General features: G+C 69.9%; 14 protein-coding genes. 9 read left to right on the plus strand and 5 right to left on the minus strand.

Features of this window, described 5'->3' with window-relative positions; genetic code table 11:
• The coding region (locus tag IQ251_RS17030) for an SAM-dependent methyltransferase (RefSeq protein WP_193929607.1) at window positions 1-733 on the plus strand (733 nt) is incomplete at its 5' end.
• Window positions 734-737: 4 nt separating this feature from the next.
• On the opposite strand, the gene IQ251_RS17035 is transcribed toward IQ251_RS17030, so the two are convergent.
• Both IQ251_RS17035 and IQ251_RS17040 read right to left on the minus strand, forming a co-directional pair.
• The gene (locus IQ251_RS17035) at window positions 738-1,607 is read right to left on the minus strand and encodes an SDR family NAD(P)-dependent oxidoreductase (RefSeq protein WP_193929608.1); all 870 of its coding nucleotides are present in this window, start codon (window positions 1,605-1,607) and stop codon (window positions 738-740) included.
• A gap of 11 nt (window positions 1,608-1,618) precedes the next feature.
• The gene (locus tag IQ251_RS17040; RefSeq protein WP_193929609.1) at window positions 1,619-2,578 is read right to left on the minus strand and encodes an alpha/beta hydrolase; all 960 of its coding nucleotides are present in this window, start codon (window positions 2,576-2,578) and stop codon (window positions 1,619-1,621) included.
• Window positions 2,579-2,948: 370 nt separating this feature from the next.
• Between IQ251_RS17040 and IQ251_RS17045 the strand changes: the two genes are divergently transcribed.
• Complete coding sequence (locus tag IQ251_RS17045; RefSeq protein WP_193929610.1) at window positions 2,949-3,794, plus strand: class I SAM-dependent methyltransferase; 846 nt, start codon at window positions 2,949-2,951, stop codon at window positions 3,792-3,794.
• Between the two features lie 49 nt (window positions 3,795-3,843).
• Entirely contained in the window at window positions 3,844-4,110 is a 267-nt protein-coding gene (locus tag IQ251_RS17050) for a YdeI/OmpD-associated family protein (RefSeq protein ID WP_193929611.1), read from the plus strand.
• 29 nt (window positions 4,111-4,139) lie between these two features.
• Here IQ251_RS17050 and IQ251_RS17055 read toward each other — a convergent pair whose 3' ends face one another.
• Together IQ251_RS17055 and IQ251_RS17060 are read right to left on the minus strand one after the other, a co-directional pair.
• Window positions 4,140-5,225 carry a glycoside hydrolase family 172 protein gene (locus IQ251_RS17055; RefSeq protein WP_193929612.1) on the minus strand — a complete coding sequence of 362 codons (1,086 nt, stop codon included), beginning with the start codon at window positions 5,223-5,225 and terminating at the stop codon, window positions 4,140-4,142.
• A gap of 19 nt (window positions 5,226-5,244) precedes the next feature.
• Entirely contained in the window at window positions 5,245-6,618 is a 1,374-nt protein-coding gene (locus IQ251_RS17060) for a sugar porter family MFS transporter (protein WP_193929613.1), read from the minus strand.
• Between the two features lie 889 nt (window positions 6,619-7,507).
• Between IQ251_RS17060 and IQ251_RS17065 the strand changes: the two genes are divergently transcribed.
• On the plus strand, window positions 7,508-10,594 hold the full coding sequence (locus IQ251_RS17065; RefSeq protein WP_193929614.1) for a Tn3 family transposase: 3,087 nt from the start codon (window positions 7,508-7,510) through the stop codon (window positions 10,592-10,594).
• Window positions 10,595-10,617: 23 nt separating this feature from the next.
• On the opposite strand, the gene IQ251_RS17070 is transcribed toward IQ251_RS17065, so the two are convergent.
• A complete protein-coding gene (locus tag IQ251_RS17070) occupies window positions 10,618-10,911 on the minus strand; it encodes a class I SAM-dependent methyltransferase (protein ID WP_228047309.1) in 294 nt (97 codons plus the stop codon).
• 44 nt (window positions 10,912-10,955) lie between these two features.
• Here IQ251_RS17070 and IQ251_RS17075 point away from each other — a divergent pair, with 44 nt between their 5' ends.
• The 5 genes from IQ251_RS17075 (at window position 10,956) to IQ251_RS17090 (ending at window position 17,061) form a co-directional block, all read left to right on the plus strand.
• On the plus strand, window positions 10,956-11,354 hold the full coding sequence (locus IQ251_RS17075; protein WP_193929615.1) for an ArsR/SmtB family transcription factor: 399 nt from the start codon (window positions 10,956-10,958) through the stop codon (window positions 11,352-11,354).
• On the plus strand, window positions 11,351-13,324 hold the full coding sequence (locus IQ251_RS17080; protein ID WP_193929616.1) for a heavy metal translocating P-type ATPase: 1,974 nt from the start codon (window positions 11,351-11,353) through the stop codon (window positions 13,322-13,324). Before IQ251_RS17075 ends, IQ251_RS17080 begins: the two co-directional genes overlap by 4 nt.
• A 191-nt stretch (window positions 13,325-13,515) precedes the next feature.
• A complete protein-coding gene (locus tag IQ251_RS20385) occupies window positions 13,516-15,216 on the plus strand; it encodes a DUF4158 domain-containing protein (RefSeq protein ID WP_441007490.1) in 1,701 nt (566 codons plus the stop codon).
• Window positions 15,107-16,348 carry a Tn3 family transposase gene (locus IQ251_RS20390; protein ID WP_441007492.1) on the plus strand — a complete coding sequence of 414 codons (1,242 nt, stop codon included), beginning with the start codon at window positions 15,107-15,109 and terminating at the stop codon, window positions 16,346-16,348. The genes IQ251_RS20385 and IQ251_RS20390 overlap by 110 nt, the downstream gene beginning before the upstream one ends.
• A 443-nt stretch (window positions 16,349-16,791) precedes the next feature.
• On the plus strand, window positions 16,792-17,061 hold the full coding sequence (locus IQ251_RS17090) for a metal-sensitive transcriptional regulator (RefSeq protein ID WP_075850119.1): 270 nt from the start codon (window positions 16,792-16,794) through the stop codon (window positions 17,059-17,061).
• Window positions 17,062-17,182: the final 121 nt, after the last annotated feature.

Genomic DNA, 17,182 nt, shown 5'->3' on the forward strand with positions numbered 1-17,182 from the left:
GTCGCAGAACTTCGCCGTCGACCGGGCGGCGGCCGAGCAGCAGCTGGCGGTGCTGCCGGACGTGGCCGCCACTGCTCGCGCCAACCGCGCGTTCCTGGCCCGGGTGGTGCGCTGCAGCCTGCAGCTGGGCATCAGCCAGTTCCTCGATCTCGGTTCGGGCATTCCCACGATCGGCAATGTGCACGAGGTGGCCCACGCGATCGAGCCGGCGGCGCGGGTGGCCTACGTCGACCACGAGCCGGTCGCGGTCGCGCACGCGCGGCGGCTGCTCAGCAACGACTCCCGGGTCAGCGTCACGCAGGCCGATCTGGGCGATCCGGCGGCCGTGCTGGCGGCCCCGGGAGTGGCCGGGTTGCTCGACTTCGCGCGGCCGTTGGCGGTGCTGATGGTTTCGGTGCTGCATTTCCTGCCCGAGGACCGCGACCCACCGGCGGTGGTGGCGGCGTATCGCGACGCGTGCGCGGCCGGCAGCCTGCTCGCGGTCTCGCACGCCACCGATGAGCACCTCAGCACCGACCGGACCGCGGAGGGCATGGCGATCTACCGCCGCACCGCGACCCCGCTGACGTTGCGCCGCAGCAGCGCGGCGCACGCGCTCATGCCCGGGTACGCGGTGCTGGAACCCGGTGTGGTCAGTCCCGCCGACTGGCGCCCCGACCGGCAGCCCACGTCGGCCGACCGCGAGGCCGCCCGCGCCAGCTGGGCCGCTGCGGGGATCCTGCCGCGGCGGTGAGGCGTCAGTCCACGACGGCGGTGCTGAACGTCGGCGGGTCGCCCAACGTCGCGCGGTGCGAGACCGGCGTGCTGCCGTCGACGTCGACGACACCGAGCTCGGCACCGATCTCCGCGCCGATGAGCACGTGACCGGTGCGGCTCATCAACGCCGGGTCGCGGGCCAGTGCGTCGATGACGCGACCGCTGAATTGCGGATCTTCGGCCACGGCCGCGATCGCCCGGTAGCGCTCGGGCACCGTGCCGGAGTCCAGCGCGGCGCGGATGCGTTCGGTTTTGAGGATGCCCATCCACAGCGCGATCACGGCCACGCCGTGCGGTTGGAAGTCGACGGCCATGTCGTGGGCCATCTTGTCGACCGCGGCTTTGCCCGCCCCGTAGGCCGGCCCGTGCATGTAGCAGCGGCCGCCGAACGAGGAGGTGTTGACCACCAGCCCGCCGCCTGCGGCGACCAGCAGCGGAGCGGCGTAGTAGCTGGCGACGTAGGTCGAGCGCAGGCCGACCTCGAACATGCTGTGTAACCCGAGGGGCTTGTGCCAGAACGGGCCCGGGTCGGTCAGCCCGCCGGGGATCGTGAACGCGTTGTTGACCAGGATGTCCACACTGCCGCGTTCGCCTTCGACCTGTTCGAAGGCGGCGCGGACCTGCTCGTCGTCGGCGTGGTCGCACACCAGCGGGATGCCGGTGCCGCCGCGGGCGTCGATCTCGCGGGCGGTGGCCTGCACCGATCCGGGGGCGTCGGTGGTGTCGGTGTCGCGGGTGCGGCCGGTGACGTAGACCGTCGCGCCGGTGGCGCCCAGGGCCACGGCGATGCCCTTGCCGGCGCCGCGGGTGGCGCCGGTGACCACGACGGTGCGGGATTCGGGTGCGGGCACGTGCGTCCTCCTCACAGGGCGGCCAGGAAATCGAGCATCGCTGCGGTGGTCTGCGCGGGCTTTTCCAGCTGCATCATGTGTCCGGCGTGGTCGAGCATGCGCACCTCGCGCAGGTCGGCGTGGTGGTGGCGCAGCTGGTTGAGCGGATCCTGGCCGTGCCAGGCCTGCAGGTCGACGTCCTCGGTGCTGCCGAGGAAGAAGAACGGGACGGGGTTCTTGCGGTCGGCGTAGGACCTGCGGTACTGCCAGCACAGGTCCATGGCCCGGTACCAGTTCAGCCCGCCGGTGAAGCCGCTGCGGCTGTAGGCGGCGACGTAGAATTCCAGCTCCAGCTCGGTCAGCCACGACCACGGCAGCGCCGGGGTCTCCGGCAGCGCGTCGAGGTAGCCGGTGCCCGGTGGTTTCTTCCACACGTCCAGGTAGTGGTAGTCGCTGGACAGGGCGTAGAAGACCTTGCGCAGGAACTCGCGCGGCGCCGCGTCCAGGTCCGCGTCGGCACCGGGTTGCTGGAAGTAGTGGATGTGGTTGAACCGCTTGCGGGCGTGCCGGGCGGCGCGGGTCAGCGGCGGGGTGTCGTCCGGGGTGAAGAACGGGTTCTCCAGCCCGATGATCGCGCGCATCCGGTCCGGGTGGTGCTGGGCGAGGTCGTAGGCGGCGAACAGGCCGAAGTCCAGCCCGCTGAACACTGCCCGCTGCTCACCGAGGTGGTCGAGCAGCCCGATCAGGTCGGCCACGATGCGGTCCACGTCGTACTCGCGGACCTCGGTCGGCCCGCTGGTGCCGCCCATGCCGCGCAGGTCCGGTGCCACGACGCGGTATCCGGCTTCGGCGATCGGGCCGATCTGGTGGCGCCAGCTGAACCACAGGTGCGGGAACCCGTGCAGCAGCACCACCAGCGGGCCGGTGCCCTGTTCGACGTAGTGCACGTCGAGTCCGTTGATCCGGGCGTAGCGGTGGGTCCAGTCGGTCACGCCGGCTCCTGTCGGTGCGAAACGATCGAGGCCACAGAACGGGTTTGTAACGAGAACACGATATTGTCCACAGGGGTCAGTCCGGCGGTGCGGTGCCGCTGGCTCTCTCCGCGCGGCGAGGGGTAACCCCTGGTCAACTCGTGATATCTGCTCGTGTGCCGCGCCGGTGGTGATCGTTGAGGGGCAACGCCGAGTACACCACAACACTGGAACACGTTTCAATATGCCGAGTTCTTCGACGCCGACCCGACCGTGCTACCCGGCGACGAAGAAGCCAGCGCCCGCGGGGACGCGCTGGCACCCGGGTCGCGCACCGCGCATGCTCGGTACCAGCTCGCAGCGTTGCCGGATCGGAAACAGGGGAGGCGCCATGGTCCGCGCACCACGCGGAGATCGCGACGATCCCGCCTACCTCGTCGGGCACAGCGACGCCGAGACCCAGCGCCTGATCCGCCAAGCCGCGTTCCGGGATCCGCTCACCCGCCGGTTGTTCACCGACGCCGGCCTCAGCGAGGGCATGTCCGTGCTGGACCTGGGCTCCGGCGCCGGCGACGTGGCGCTGCTGGCCGCCGAATTCGTCGGCCCCACCGGCACGGTCCTCGGCGTGGACACCGACCCGGGAGTCCTGCGCACCGCCCGCGCCCGCGCCGCCGCGGCCGGACTGGACAACGTCACCTTCCTCGACGGCGACCTCCGCACGATCGAACCCGACCAGACCTTCGACGCCGTCGTGGAGCGCTTGGCGCTGATGTATCTCGCCGACCCGGCCGCGGCGCTGCGCGCGGTGCGCACCCACCTGCGGCCAGGGGCGATCGTGGCCGTGCAGGAACCGAACTGGTTGCCGGAGTCGTTCACGGTCCACCCGCCCACACCGCTGTGGCAGCAGGTGTGGTCCTGGATGCGGGCGGCGGTGCAGCACGCGGGCATCGACCCGCACATCGGCTTCAACCTGCACCGCATCGTCACCGAAGCCGGGCTCGGCGAACCGCAGATGCGGCTGGAGGCCGCCGCCGTCAGCGCCACCAACAGCGATGTCCACGACTACGCCGAGAGCACGCTGCGCAGCATGCTGCCGGTGCTGGTCGAATCCGGCATCGCCGGCGAGGACGAGATCGGCATCGACACCCTCGCCCAGCGGCTGCGGGCCGAGGCGCTGGCTGCCGGCAGCGTGCTCAAGGTGTCGGACATGGTCGGCGCCCACGCGGTCGTGCGCTGACCCCCTCGACGCCAGCGACCCGCGATCCGGCTGCGCTAGGCTGGGTGGCGTGAGCAGCCAGGACATTTCCGGCGGGGTCGTGCACGAGCTGCCCGCCGACCTCGAACAGGCGCTGCTGGCCAACCCCGCGGCCCTGGACGCCTGGAACGACATCACGCCGCTGGCGCGCAACGAGTTCCTCTGCTGGGTCGGCGACGCCAAGCAGGACGCCACCCGCCGGCGCCGCATCCGCCGGACCCAGGAGGAACTGGAAGCCGGCCAGCGGCGGCCGTGCTGCTGGCCCGGATGTGCCCACCGGGAACGCACCGGCCGGTAGCAGCAGCGCACGCGCCCCCGGGCGGGCGCTCAGCCCGGGTGCGGAACCCGCTCGTGCACGGCCGGCAAAGTGAACGGCCGGTGCGGCTCCTGCTGGTACCAGTACGCCACCGAGGAGAAGTCGTCGGAGCGCTTGTTGGCGTGACCGTGCTCGATGCTCACCCGGATCGAGCGGGAGAACGTGACCGGATCCTCGATGTGGAAGCGGTACAGGCTGATCCGACCGCTCCAATTCTCCCCGCCCGGCATGGTGATCCCGTGGTACGGCGCGGAATACGTCTGGGTCGGGCACCAGGCCGTGTTGAAGTAGTCCTCCGTCCCGGTCCCGTGCAGCGACGGCGGCCAGGACTCGCCGTCGAGGAAGATCATGTCATCGCCCTCGCCGTACCAATTCCACTCGCTGGTCTCGCGCGCATTGCGCACGTTGAGCACGCAGCCGACGTAATGCCCGCGGCCCTGCGCGTCGAGAACGGTGTAGTTGTCCGTCCCGTCGAGGTTCGTGCCGGTCAGCAGGAACTCGGCATTGGTCTGCGAGGCCTGCTCGACGCCCGCGCACGGCAGCGCCTGGCGGTACTGCGCGTGGAAGCGCCCGATGCCGTCTTCGAGCTCGTCGAACTCCTCGTAGTCGATGTAGTAGTAGACGACAACGTTCTCGTGCTCCAGTTCGCTGGTGACCTCCAGCCGAGCCCCCGCGGCGAAGGGCATGTGGAAAAAGCAGTTGAACGACTTGCCGTCTTCCGGGCTCATCTGCAGCGGAGCGGACACGAAGTTGCGGGTCGTGCCGTGGCCGACACCGAAGAAGTCGCCCAGCGGAACCTCCACACTGGCATCGGCCTCACCGTCCCAGTAGGCGCGCAGCACGAGCCTGCGCAGGTAATCCGGTTCCCGCATCCACGGGTTGACCGCCATCTGCTCGTTGGCGACCGTGACCCAGATATGGGTGATGCTGCCCGCTCCCGCGATCTCGGCCAGGGTCGCGGTCGCCCCGGGCGCGATGGTGCGGCGATCATCGTTGCCGCCGCTGCGGTCCCAACTCGACACCCGGCGCCTGCGGCTGTCGCGTAACCGAACCAGGTCCCGCAAGCTGCTGCCGTGCTTGTCGTAGCGCACCGTCATCGCCGGACTCCTCCCGCTGTCATGCCGCCGACAGGTCGGTTTCGATCTGCTCCAGGCTGCGGCCCTTCGTCTCCTGCACCCAGCGGTGCACGAACCCGAAGATCAGCACGCCGAACACCGCGTACATGCTGAATACCGCACCCGAACCCCACGCGCTGATCAGGATCGGCAGCGTGAGCGACACAGCGAAGTTGACCACCCAGTTCGCGATCGTCGCCAACCCCATCGCCGTGCCGCGCACGCTCAGCGGGAAGATCTCGGACAGCATCACCCACAGCACCGGGCCCCAGGTCAGCGAGAACGACACGGTGAACACCACGAGCCCGACCACACCACCGGTGTTCACCACGGCCTCGGCGGCACCGAACAGGTGCGGCGCACCAAGCGCCAACATCCCGGCGGCCGTGCCGAGGCTGCCGTACAGCAGCAGGGGTTTGCGGCCCACCCGGTCGACCAGGCGCGCGGCGAACGCGACGGCGATCAGGTTCGGAACCGTGTTGATCACGCCGAACAACAGCGCGAAACTCTGCGTTGCGCCGAGCGATTCCAGGATCCGCGGTGTGTAGTAGACGATCGCGTTGATCCCGGTGAGCTGCTGGCCGACCGCGAGACCGATGCCGACGATCAGCGTGGTGCGGATCCATCGCCGGCCGAACAGCGCGGTGAACCCGGCCCTGCCGTCCCTTCTGGTGTCGACCTGCTGCATCTCGGCGAGCTCGGCGTCGAGGACCTCGGGTCGGCGGGTCAGCGCCAGGACCGCCCGGGCCTGCCCCACCCGGCCCTTGCGCACCAGCCAGCGCGGTGTCTCGGGCATGAACGCGATCCCGGCGAGCAGGACGAGGGCCGGGAGCGCCCCGAGACCGAACGACAGCCGCCAGGCACCTTCGGTGCGGGCCAAGAACGTCACCAGCGCCGCCAGCCCCACCCCGGTGATGATCAGCGTCTGGTTCAGCGTCGCGATCGCACCGCGGATCCGGGTCGGTGCCATCTCGGCCAGATACAGCGGAACGATCACCGAGGCGCCACCGACGGCCAGTCCGAGTACCGTGCGGGACAGCACCAGGGTGGCCACGTCGAGCGCGAGGGCCGAGGCCAGCGCGCCGCCGACGAAGATCACCGAACACCCCAGGATGACGCCGCGCCGCCCGATCCGATCGGCCAGCGGTCCGCCACCGAGGGCACCGAGCATCGCCCCGACCAGGATGCAGCTGGTGAGCACGCCTTCCTGGACAGGGCTCAGGCGCCATTGGTCGCTGAGGAACAGCATCGCGCCACCGATCACACCGGTGTCGTAGCCGTAGAGCACCGCGCCGAGCGCGCCGAACACGTAGAAGGCGCGGCCTCCGCGCAGTCCGGGCGTCGTCCGCGCTGGCGCTTCCGGAGTTTCGACCACGATCCCGTCACTCTCCCGTGCGGTGGACGCGAACCGAACGGCCCGCTTGCGACGTTGTGCCGACCCAGGTGAGCAAACGATTTCTCGTCTTCGTTGCCGGAACCTACCGTTGACCCGATCTCCGTGTCCAGGCTCGGGACGCGGGTTCGTGGGGGCGTGTGCTGGTGGTGCCCGTGCCCGGCGCGTTCGCCGAGTCGTGCGGTACATCGGGTAAAGAACCAGGTGCCGCGGCACCGACGAACGGGGCCCGGTTCGTGCCGCTCGCACGAGGACGGTGCTACGTGTGTTCGCGCGTCGTCGATCGGCGCCGCTGCAGCTCGGGGAACTTACCTTCGCGGCACCACTCTTGGATCATCGTGACGATGGTTCTCCGCGACCGTGGCCCGACTCGAAGGCCGGGCCCTCGATCGCGACAGGGTCGCCGAGTCGCTCACCACGATGCTGTTGGAGGGCCTGCGCTCCCGGGAGCACTGAACGCGGCCCCGACCTTTCGTAGCCGGATCAGGCTTCGTCACGGGCTCGGTGTGGTGACCGCGCCCAGGCCGGCACGAGTACCACCGCGATGAGCAGTGCCACGGCGAGTGGCACGTGCCAGTCGAGAGTCGAGCCGTTACCGAGATCGGCTTGCAGGAAGCTCAGGCCGAACATGGCAGTCGGCAGTACGGCCGCCAACAGGCTGCCGTGCTGATCAGCCAGAACAGGCCGGCGGCGAGAGTCTGAACTCCGGCGGCGACGTGCACGGCGATCGGGGCGGTGAGGAACATCGGAACGGAGAACAGCGCTAAGGCTTGACCAGCGGGTTTGCCGAGTTGACCTTGGTTGTCGGTTGCTGCTGATGTACGCCGCGGTTCCGCCACGGTGGGCGGTGTGAGCAGCAGGAGGCACTGGGGTGCCCGTTGAGTTCTTGTCCGATGAGCAGGCCGCGGCTTACGGGCGGTTGCCGGAGTCGTTGTCCCGGGCGGAGTTGGAGCGGTTCTTCTTCCTCGACGACGTCGACCGCGGCCTGGTCGAGTCCAAGCGGCGTGACTACAACCGGCTCGGATTCGCGTTGCAACTGGTGACGGTGCGCAATGCTGGGGCGTTCCTCGAGGAGCCGCTGGGGGTGCCGGCGGAGTTGGTTGACTATCTCGCCGAGCAGCTCGGCATCGCGGATGCCTCGTGTGTGAAGTCCTACGGCGAACGGTCGATGACGCGGCTGGAACACCAGTGGGAGATCCGCAGCGCTGAGGTGTGGCGGGAGTTCTCCGAGGTCGAGGGCGAGTTGGGCGAGTGGATCGAGGCCCGCGCCTGGACCACCGGGGACGGGCCGAAGGCGCTGTTCGACGCCGCTGTGGGGTGGTTGCGGGAACGGAAGGTGCTGCTGCCCGGGGTGACGACGTTGGTGCGGCTCGTGGCGTCGCGGCGGGAGGCGGCGAATCAGCGGTTGTGGGACACGCTGCACGATCTGCTCGACGATGAGCAGCGCACAGCGCTGGATGGGCTGCTGGAAGTGCCTGATGGGCACCGGAACTCGCACCTGGATCGGCTGTGCCGGCCGCCGGTGCGGGTGTCGGGTCCGGCGATGGTCGACGCGCTCCAGCGCGCGTCGGAGATCCTCGGGCTCGGGTTCGCCGAGGTCGACGCCGAGGTGGTGCCGCCGCGCCGGTTGGCGGAGTTGTCGCGGTACGGGGTGCAGGGCAAGGCCAGTCTGCTGCGCCGCCACGGGGATTCCCGGCGTGCGGCGACGCTGCTGGCCACGGTGACCTACTTGCAGACCCGGGCGGTCGATGACGCCCTGGACCTCCTCGACGTGCTGATCGCCTCGAAGCTGCTGGCCCGCGCGGAGCGGGAATCGGCGAAGGAGAAGCTGCGCACCCTGCCCAAGCTGGGCAAGGCGTCGGCGAAGCTCGCGGCCGCGCTCGGAGTGCTGCTGGAGGTCACCGGCGCGCACGACGACCTCGCCGAGCAAGCCGCCGACGACGGCGACGCGGTGGAGCCGGTGAGCTTGGCGCAGGTGTGGGCCGAGATCGAGGCCGTGGTACCCCGTTCCGAGCTCGCCGACGCGCTGACGGCGGTGGTCGAGCTGGCCGGTCCGCCGGATTCCGACGCCGATGAGGCGTGGCGCGCGGAGCTGGTGAAACGGTTCGCCACGGTGCGGCCGTTCCTGCCGTTGTTGTGCGAGGTGATCCGCTTCGGAGCCGCCCCGGACGGCGAGCGGGTGCTGGCGGCGTTGCGGGATCTGCCGAGGTTGTGGGGTGGCGGCCGGAACAAGGTCGCCCGCTCGGAGATCGACGAGCAGCTGCTGATCGGCTCCTGGCGTCGCCTGGTGCTGCACGCCCCGGAGCTGGAACCGGGCGCGATCGATTGGCGGGCCTACACCTTCTGCGTGCTGGAGCAGTTCCACCGCTGCCTGCGACGCCGGGACATCTTCGCGGTCAAGTCCAGCAAGTGGGGCGACCCGCGCGCCAAGCTCCTCGCCGGCACCGCGTGGACCACGGCGAAGCCGGTGGTGCTGTCCAGCCTCGGCCTATCGGCCGACCCCGACGAGCACCTCGACGAACGCGCCGCAGCGCTGGATGCCACCTTCCGCGAGGTCACCGCCGGGCTGCCGGACAACACCGCGGTGCGCTTCGACGAACACGGCCGCCTGCACCTGTCGGCGCTGCCGGCCGAAGCGGAGCCGCCGAGCTTGGAGAACCTGCGGGTGCTGACCAACCGGATGCTGCCCCGCGTCGATCTCCCGGAGGTGCTGCTGGAGGTGTTGTCCTGGACCGGCGCCGATGCGGCGTTCACCTCGATCACCGGCGGCGAGGCCCGCCTCGCGGACCTGCACATCTCGATCGCCGCGCTGCTGGTGAGCGAGTCCTGCAACATCGGCTGGACTCCGGTCATCAAGCACGGCGTGCCCGCGTTGACCAGCGACCGGCTCGCGCACGTCGACGCCACCTACCTGCGGATGGACACGCTCAAGGCCGCCAACGCCGCCCTCATCGAGCACCAGGCCGGCATTGGGCTCGCCCAGACCTGGGGTGGTGGGCACCTGGCCAGCGTCGACGGCATGCGGTTCGTTGTGCCGGTGCAGACCATCAACGCCCGCCACAACCCGCACTACTGGGGCCAGAAACGCGGCGCGACCTGGCTGAACATGCTCAACGACCAGGCCGCCGGGCTCGCCGGGAAGGTCGTGGCCGGCACCCCGCGCGACTCCCTGCACGTCCTGGACGTGCTCTATGACCGCGACGGCGGGCAGAAGCCGCAGATGATCGTCACCGACACCGCCAGCTACTCCGATATCGTCTTTGGGCTGCTCACCCTGGCCGGGTTCACCTACGCCCCGCAGCTGGCTGACCTGCCGGATCAAAAGCTGTGGCGTATCAACACCAAGGCCGACTACGGGGCCTTCGCCACCGCCGCCCGCGGCCGCATCGATTTGGAGCGGATCCGGCGGAACTGGGACGACATCCTGCGGGTCACCGCCTCCATCCACACCGGCGCCGTGCGGGCGCACGATGTGATCCGGATGCTCTCCCGCGACGGCCACCCCACCCCGCTGGGCGAGGCCATCGCGCACTACGGGCGGATCGCCAAGACCCTGCACGTGCTGCGCATGGTCGACGACACCGGCTACCGCCGCGACATCAAAGCCCAGGCCAACCTCCAGGAAGGCCGCCACGCCCTCGCGCGGCGGATCTTCCACGGCCAGCGCGGCGAACTGCGCCAGCGCTACTACGAGGGCATGGAAGACCAGCTCGGAGCGCTTGGCCTGGTGCTCAACGCGATCGTGCTGTTCAACACCCGCTACCTCGACGCCGCGATCGCCGAACTGCGCGACGGCGGCTACGAGGTCCGAGACGAAGACGCGGCCCGGCTGTCACCGTTCGTGCGTCACCACATCAACATGCTGGGCCGGTATTCGTTCCTGCTGCCGGCCGATCTGGCCCAGGGTCTGCGGCCGCTGCGCGACCCGCAGGAGCCCTCCGAGGACGACGAACGGTGACACCGTGCTCGGGGTGGTTTTGGCTAGGGCCGGTAGGTGGCCACCCCGAGCACGTACCGGCCGTGGCGGCGGGTCAGGCGCCGCCGGGCTCGGGTGATCACCGCGGCATCCAGGTCGACGGCGTCGACGTGGCCGGCGCCGAAGCGGTCCAGGAGCAGCTGGGTGCCGCAGCCCGGTCCGCAGCCCAGCTCCAGCACCCGCGCCCCGGGCGGCAGCGGCCCGCCGAGGCGGCGCATCCAGGGCACCTCGTAGTAGCGCTGCAGCCACCGCCGTGGTGGGGAGTTGATCAGAGCGGTCTCGACCTGGTTCATCAACATCGCAACACCTCGATTGCATCCGGATGGCTTGCTATAATCGCCTCATGACGATGAATAGCATGGAGGATTGCCTGGCGTCGAGCCCGCCGGGTGCGGGCCTGGATCCGGCAGTGGCGTTGTTCCACAGCCTCTCGGACTCCGCTCGGTTGGCGATCGTGCAGCGCCTGGCCGGCGGGGAAGCCCGGGTCGCCGACCTGATCTCCGAGCTTGGGCTCGCCCAGTCGACGGTGTCAGCGCATGTGGCGTGTCTGCGTGACTGCGGGCTGGTCGTGGGGCGCCCGCAAGGCCGGCAGGTGTTCTACAGCCTGGCCCGCCCGGAGTTGATGGACCTGCTGGCTTCGGCCGAGACGCTGCTGGCCGCGACCGGCAATGCCGTGGCGCTGTGCCCGAACTACGGCGCCGACGCCGTAGGCAAGGACGCGAACGAGGAGGTCGGGCGATGAGCGACGCCTGCGGCTGCGGCAGCGACGAACCCCGCACCGGCGAGGACGCCGAGGAGCGCGAACCGGAACGACTCTGGGAGGTCACCGAATTGCGCTTCGCCGCAATCGCCGGGGTCCTGCTGATCGCCGGATACGCCGCGGAGTGGTCGGGTGCGGCGCCGATGCTGGCGCTCGCGCTCAAGGCGCTGGCGTTGCTCGCCGGTGCCTACACGTTCGTGCCCTCCACACTCAAGCGGCTGGTCCAGGGCAAGATCGGTGTCGGCACGCTGATGACGATCGCCGCGGTCGGCGCGGTGATCCTGGGTGAGGTCGGCGAGGCAGCGATGCTGGCCTTCCTCTACTCCATCAGCGAGGGCTTGGAGGAGTACTCCCTGGCCCGCACCCGCCGCGGGCTACGTGCGCTGCTGTCGCTGGTGCCCGACGAGGCCACCGTGCTGCGCGAGGGCACCGAGGTCGTGGTGCCCCCTTCCGCGCTGCGGGTCGGGGACCGCATGGTGGTCAAGCCCGGCGAGCGCATCGCCACCGACGGCGTCATCCGCACCGGCCGTACCGCGCTGGACACTTCGGCGATCACCGGCGAATCCGTGCCGGTCGAAGCCGGCCCCGGCAACGAGGTGTTCGCCGGGTCGATCAACGGCACCGGTGTGCTGGAAGTCGAGGTCACCACGACGGCCGAGGACAACTCCCTGGCCCGGATCGTGCGGATCGTGGAGGCCGAGCAGTCCCGCAAGGGCGCCACCCAGCGCCTCGCTGACCGCATCGCCAAGCCCCTGGTGCCCGGCGTCATGATCGCCGCCGCGCTCATCGCCGGACTCGGCAGCCTGTTCGGCGACCCGGCCACCTGGATCGAACGCGCTCTGGTCGTGCTCGTGGCCGCCTCGCCCTGCGCGCTGGCGATCTCCATCCCCGTCACCGTCGTCGCGGCCATCGGTGCGGCGAGCAAACTCGGTGTGCTCGTCAAGGGCGGTGCCGCGCTGGAAGCACTCGGGCGCGTGCGCGGGGTGGCGCTGGACAAGACCGGCACGCTGACCCGCAACCAGCCCACCGTGGTCGACGTCGCCACCACCGACGGAGCCTCGCGCGAGCGCGTGCTCGGAGTGGCCGCGGCGCTGGAGGCCCGCAGCGAACACCCCCTCGCCCGCGCCATCCTCGCCGCTGTCGACGGCGAGTCGATCGCGGCGGCGACCGACGTCGAGGCGGTCACCGGTGCGGGGTTGACCGGCCAGGTCGACGGACGCACCGCGCGACTGGGCCGACCCGGCTGGCTGGAGCCCGGCCCGCTGGCCGCCGACGTGCAACGGATGCAGCACGCCGGATCCACCGCGGTGCTCGTCGAGGAGGACGGCCGCGTGATCGGCGCGATCGCCGTGCGCGACGAACTGCGCCCCGAAGCGGCTGAGGTCATCACCCGGCTGCACTCCGGCGGCTACCACGTGGCGATGCTCACCGGCGACAACCACGCCACCGCTACCGCCCTGGCCGCCGAAGCGGGCATCGACTCCGTGCACGCCAAACTGCGCCCGGAGGACAAGGCCCGCATCATCAGCGAGCTCAGCGGCCAGCGGTCCATGGCGATGGTCGGCGACGGCGTCAACGACGCCCCCGCACTGGCCACCGCCGACCTGGGCATCGCCATGGGCGCCATGGGCACCGACGTGGCCATCGAAACCGCCGACGTCGCGCTCATGGGCGAAGACCTGCGACACCTGCCCCACACCCTCGACCACGCCCGCCGCGCCCGGCGGATCATGCTGCAAAACGTCGGACTCTCCCTAGCCATCATCACCGTGCTGATGCCGCTTGCCCTGTTCGGCGTACTCGGACTAGCGGCCGTGGTGCTGGTGCACGAGGTCGCCGAGGTCGTCGTCATCGCCAACGGCGTCCGCGCCGGCCGCGCAAAACCGCTACCCACGCTGCCCAGCGGCACACCCACGGCCGCGCGACCCGCGACAGTGGGGGCCTCGTCGTGACCCGCACCGACGGCCACGCCTACGAACGCTATGCCGCCGATAGGGGCCGGTTCGTCCCCGGCATCGGCCGCCTGCTCACCAAGCCCCGCTGATCCCTCCTACCGGGGGTCTGAGTAGCAGCAGTACAGGATCCTCCGTTAGTGCTGTGCCCCGGATCTTGTGGTTGTGGTTGATCGGGCAGGATGCCGGTTGTGCCGGTGGAGTTCTTGACCGATGAGCAGGTGGCCCGGTTCGGCCGGTTCAGCGAGGCACCGTCGCAGGCGGAGCTGGAACGCTTCTTCTTCCTTGATGACGCCGACCGGGTGCTGGTGGGGCGGCATCGCGGGGAGCACAACCGCCTGGGGTTTGCCCTGCAGCTGGCCACGGTGCGGTATTTGGGGACGTTCCTGGCGGATCCGCTGGAGGTACCTGTTGCGGTGGTGGACTTCCTCGCGGCGCAGTTGGAGATCGCTGATTCGTCGCGGGTGAAGGCGTATGCCCAACGGCAGGCCACGCAGTGGGAGCACGCCGCCGAGATCCGCCGCGAGTGCGGCTATCGCGACTTCGCAGATGCCTCGGCCGAGGTGGATGAGTTCGTGGCGGCGCGGGCATGGACACGGGTGGAGACCGCGAAAGCGCTGTTCGACGCCACCGTGGCGTGGCTGCGCTCCCACCGGGTGCTGCTGCCCGGCGCCAGCGTGTTGGCCAGGTTGGTGGCTGGGCACCGGGATCGGGCCACGGAGCGGATGCATGCCAGCCTGCACCAGGCGGCCATCGCCGCGGATCCCGAGCTGCCGGGGCGACTGGCGAGGTTGCTGGCGGTGCCGGAAGATTCGCGGATTTCGGAGTTGGAGCGGCTGCGACGCGGGCCCACACGGGTGTCCGGTCGGAGCATGACCGAGGCGCTGCACCGGTCCTCGGAGTTGTCCGGACTCGGCGCCGGTGCGGTGGATGTGGCGGCGGTGCCGGCGAACCGGCTGGAGGCCCTGGCCCGGGACGGGTTGTCGGCCAAGGCCCAGGCCATCGAGCGCCGTGAGCCGCAGCGGCGCACGGCCACGCTGGTCGCGGCGGTGCGCAGCCTGTCGAGTACGGCGGTGGATGACGCGTTGGATGTGTTCGCCGCGTTGATGGCGGACAAGCTCATCAGGGCCGCTGAGCGCACCAGTCGGGAGGCGAAGCTGGCCAATCTGCCGCGCTTGAACAGGGCCTCGACCACGCTGGCTTCGGTGGGCAGGGTGCTGCAGAACCTCAGCGAATCAGCCGAGTCCGACACCCTGGCGTTCAGTCAGGTTTGGGCGGCGATCGAGGAAGTCGTGGATCGCCGGCGGCTGGCGGCCGCGGTGGATACGGTCGACGAGCTCGCTCCGGTGCAAGACGATGATGATGCCGCTTGGCGAGCCGAGCTGGTCTCGCGGTGGGCGGTGGTACGACCATTTCTGCCGCTGCTGGCCGAGGTCATCCCGTTTGGTGCAGCGCCAGCCGGGCAAGGCGTGCTCGACGCCGTTACCGAGCTGCCCGAGCTGATCGGTCGCAAGAAAGTCCGAGCTTCGGAGATCCGCGACGAACTGATCGTCGGGTCGTGGCGCAAGCTCGTGGCCGGCGGTCCGGAGCTGGATCCGGGATGTGTGGACAAGCACGCCTACGCGCTGTGCGTGCTGGAAGCGCTGCACAAGGCGCGGCCGCGACGGGCGCGCCCAGGTGCGGGTGGACGCGCTGGAGAAACTGGACGAACCAGAGTCGCTGCTGGCGCTGCGGGAGCGGGTCGAGCAGATGATGCCGCAGGTCGATCTGCCCGAGCTGCTGCTGGAGGTCCACGCCCGCACCGGCTTCCTCTCCGAGTTCACCCACGCTTCCGGCGGCGAGTCCCGCATGGACGATGCCGAGTTGTCGCTGGCGGCCGTGCTGGTGGCTGAGGCCACCAACGTCGGCTACAAACCCGTCGCCCGGCCTCGGCACTGGGCGCTGAACCGAGCGCGCCTGTCGCACGTGGAGCAGAACTACCTGCGCGCCGAGACGCTGCGTGCGGCCAACGCCCGGCTCATCGACGTGCAGGCTGACATTCCACTCGCTCAGTTGTGGGGCGGCGGAATGGTTGCCTCGGTCGACGGGATGCGCTTCGTCGTGCCCACCCAGACCGTCTACGCCGGGCACAACCCGCGCTACTTCGGCCGCAAACGCGGCGCGACCTGGCTCAACGCCATCAACGACCAGGTCGCCGGCATCGGCGCCACGGTCGTACCGGGTACCCAGCGGGACTCGCTGTACCAGCTCGACGTGCTGCTCAACCCCTACCACGGCCGCCGCCCGGAGCTGGTCACCTCCGACACCGCCGGATATTCGGACATGGTCTTCGGCCTGTACCGGATCTGCGGCATGGCCTACGCGCCCCGGCTGGCCAACCTGGCCGACACTCGGTTCTGGCGCATCGACCCCGCCGCGGACTACGGCCCCGCCAACGACCTGGCCCGGCACCGGATCCGGCTGGGCAGGATCAGCCCGTACTGGCCGGAAATGCTGCGCATCGCCGGATCACTGGTCACCGGCACCGTGCGCGCCTACGATCTCATCCGTGCGTTGGGTCGCGACGGCAACCCGACGCCGCTGGGGCAGGCATTCGCCGAATACGGCCGCATCGCCAAGACCCAGCACCTGCTGGCCGTGGCGGATCCGGACGACGACACCTATCAGCACTCGCTGAACGCCCAGCTCAACACCACCGAATCCCGCCACCGCCTGGCCCGCAAGCTCTGCTTCGGCCACCGCGGCGAGCTCCGCCAGAGCTACCAGGAAGGCATGGAAGACCAGCTCGGCGCGCTCGGCCTGGTGCTCAATGCCGTGGTGCTGTGGAACACCACCTACCTGGGCGCCGCCGTCGAGCAGCTCCGCGCCCAGGGCTACCCCGTTGCGGACGCCGATGCCGCCCGCTTGTCGCCACTGATCGACACGCACCTGAACGTGCACGGGGCCTACACGTTCTTCCTGCCACAGTTGGCCGGCCTGCGACCACTGCGCGAGCCGGACCGCGCCGAGCGCGACGAAAAATAGGTGCCGGGGGGAGGCCACCGCCGTTTCAGCGGTGCGCACTCTGCCGAGCCTTGGAGGAACGGGGCAGCCAGGCAGGAATGCCGGCCGAGGACGGGAATGCTTGGCCCGCACCTCCGGGAACGACCGCTGCAGCAGCCCCTCGGCCTGACCCAGGTCGTACTGATCTTCGCCCTCGGCTCGATCATCGGCGCCAGCACCGGGCACCGCTGCGGCGGCACCTCGGCACACCCACTGTTCCTGACCACCGGAGTCTTCATCCAAGACCACACCTGCCGAACTCGCGTCGACACCACGAGTACTCCGACGACATCACCCCATCCGCCCGGTCTCCCGTTGGGTCTTATTACAGGCGGGGCGAGGTGGTTGCGGCTGCTCGTTGCTCCCTTTTTTTGACATGAATACCCCGGTGGGTATATTGGTTGCGGGCAGTGGAGGTGATTGCCGTGGAGATGAAGCCGGAGCTGGTCGGAGACGCGTTGACGCGTCTGCGCCGCGCACAGGGACAGTTGGCCGGTGTGATCGAGTCGATCGAGGAGGGCGGTGACTGCGCTCAGGCGCTGACCCAGCTGGCCGCCGTGTCCCGGGCGCTGGACCGGGCGGGATTCAAGATCGTGGCCAGTGGGATGCGGCACTGCCAGCAGGCCCGCGATGACGGCGATGAGCCGGAGATGACCGAGCAGGAGCTGGAGCGGTTGTTCCTGGCGCTGGCTTGATTCAAGCCCCGCTTAGCCGCTGATGGGTGTGCTCTCGTGCATGCCCACTCGTATAACTTATATATACCCCACTGGGTATATTATTCTCGGAGCGATGACGAGGCAGGAGTACGAGCGGTGT

This window comes from Saccharopolyspora montiporae (assembly GCF_015209505.1).
GTDB classification, from domain to species: domain Bacteria; phylum Actinomycetota; class Actinomycetes; order Mycobacteriales; family Pseudonocardiaceae; genus Saccharopolyspora; species Saccharopolyspora montiporae.

Coding starts and splice junctions, on each gene's coding strand:
- IQ251_RS17045 (WP_193929610.1), top strand. CDS start 2,949: ATGGTCCGCGCACCACGCGGAGATCGCGACGATCCCGCCTACCTCGTC.
- IQ251_RS17055 (WP_193929612.1), bottom strand. CDS start 5,225: ATGACGGTGCGCTACGACAAGCACGGCAGCAGCTTGCGGGACCTGGTT.
- IQ251_RS17070 (WP_228047309.1), bottom strand. CDS start 10,911: ATGTTGATGAACCAGGTCGAGACCGCTCTGATCAACTCCCCACCACGG.
- IQ251_RS17075 (WP_193929615.1), top strand. CDS start 10,956: ATGACGATGAATAGCATGGAGGATTGCCTGGCGTCGAGCCCGCCGGGT.
- IQ251_RS17080 (WP_193929616.1), top strand. CDS start 11,351: ATGAGCGACGCCTGCGGCTGCGGCAGCGACGAACCCCGCACCGGCGAG.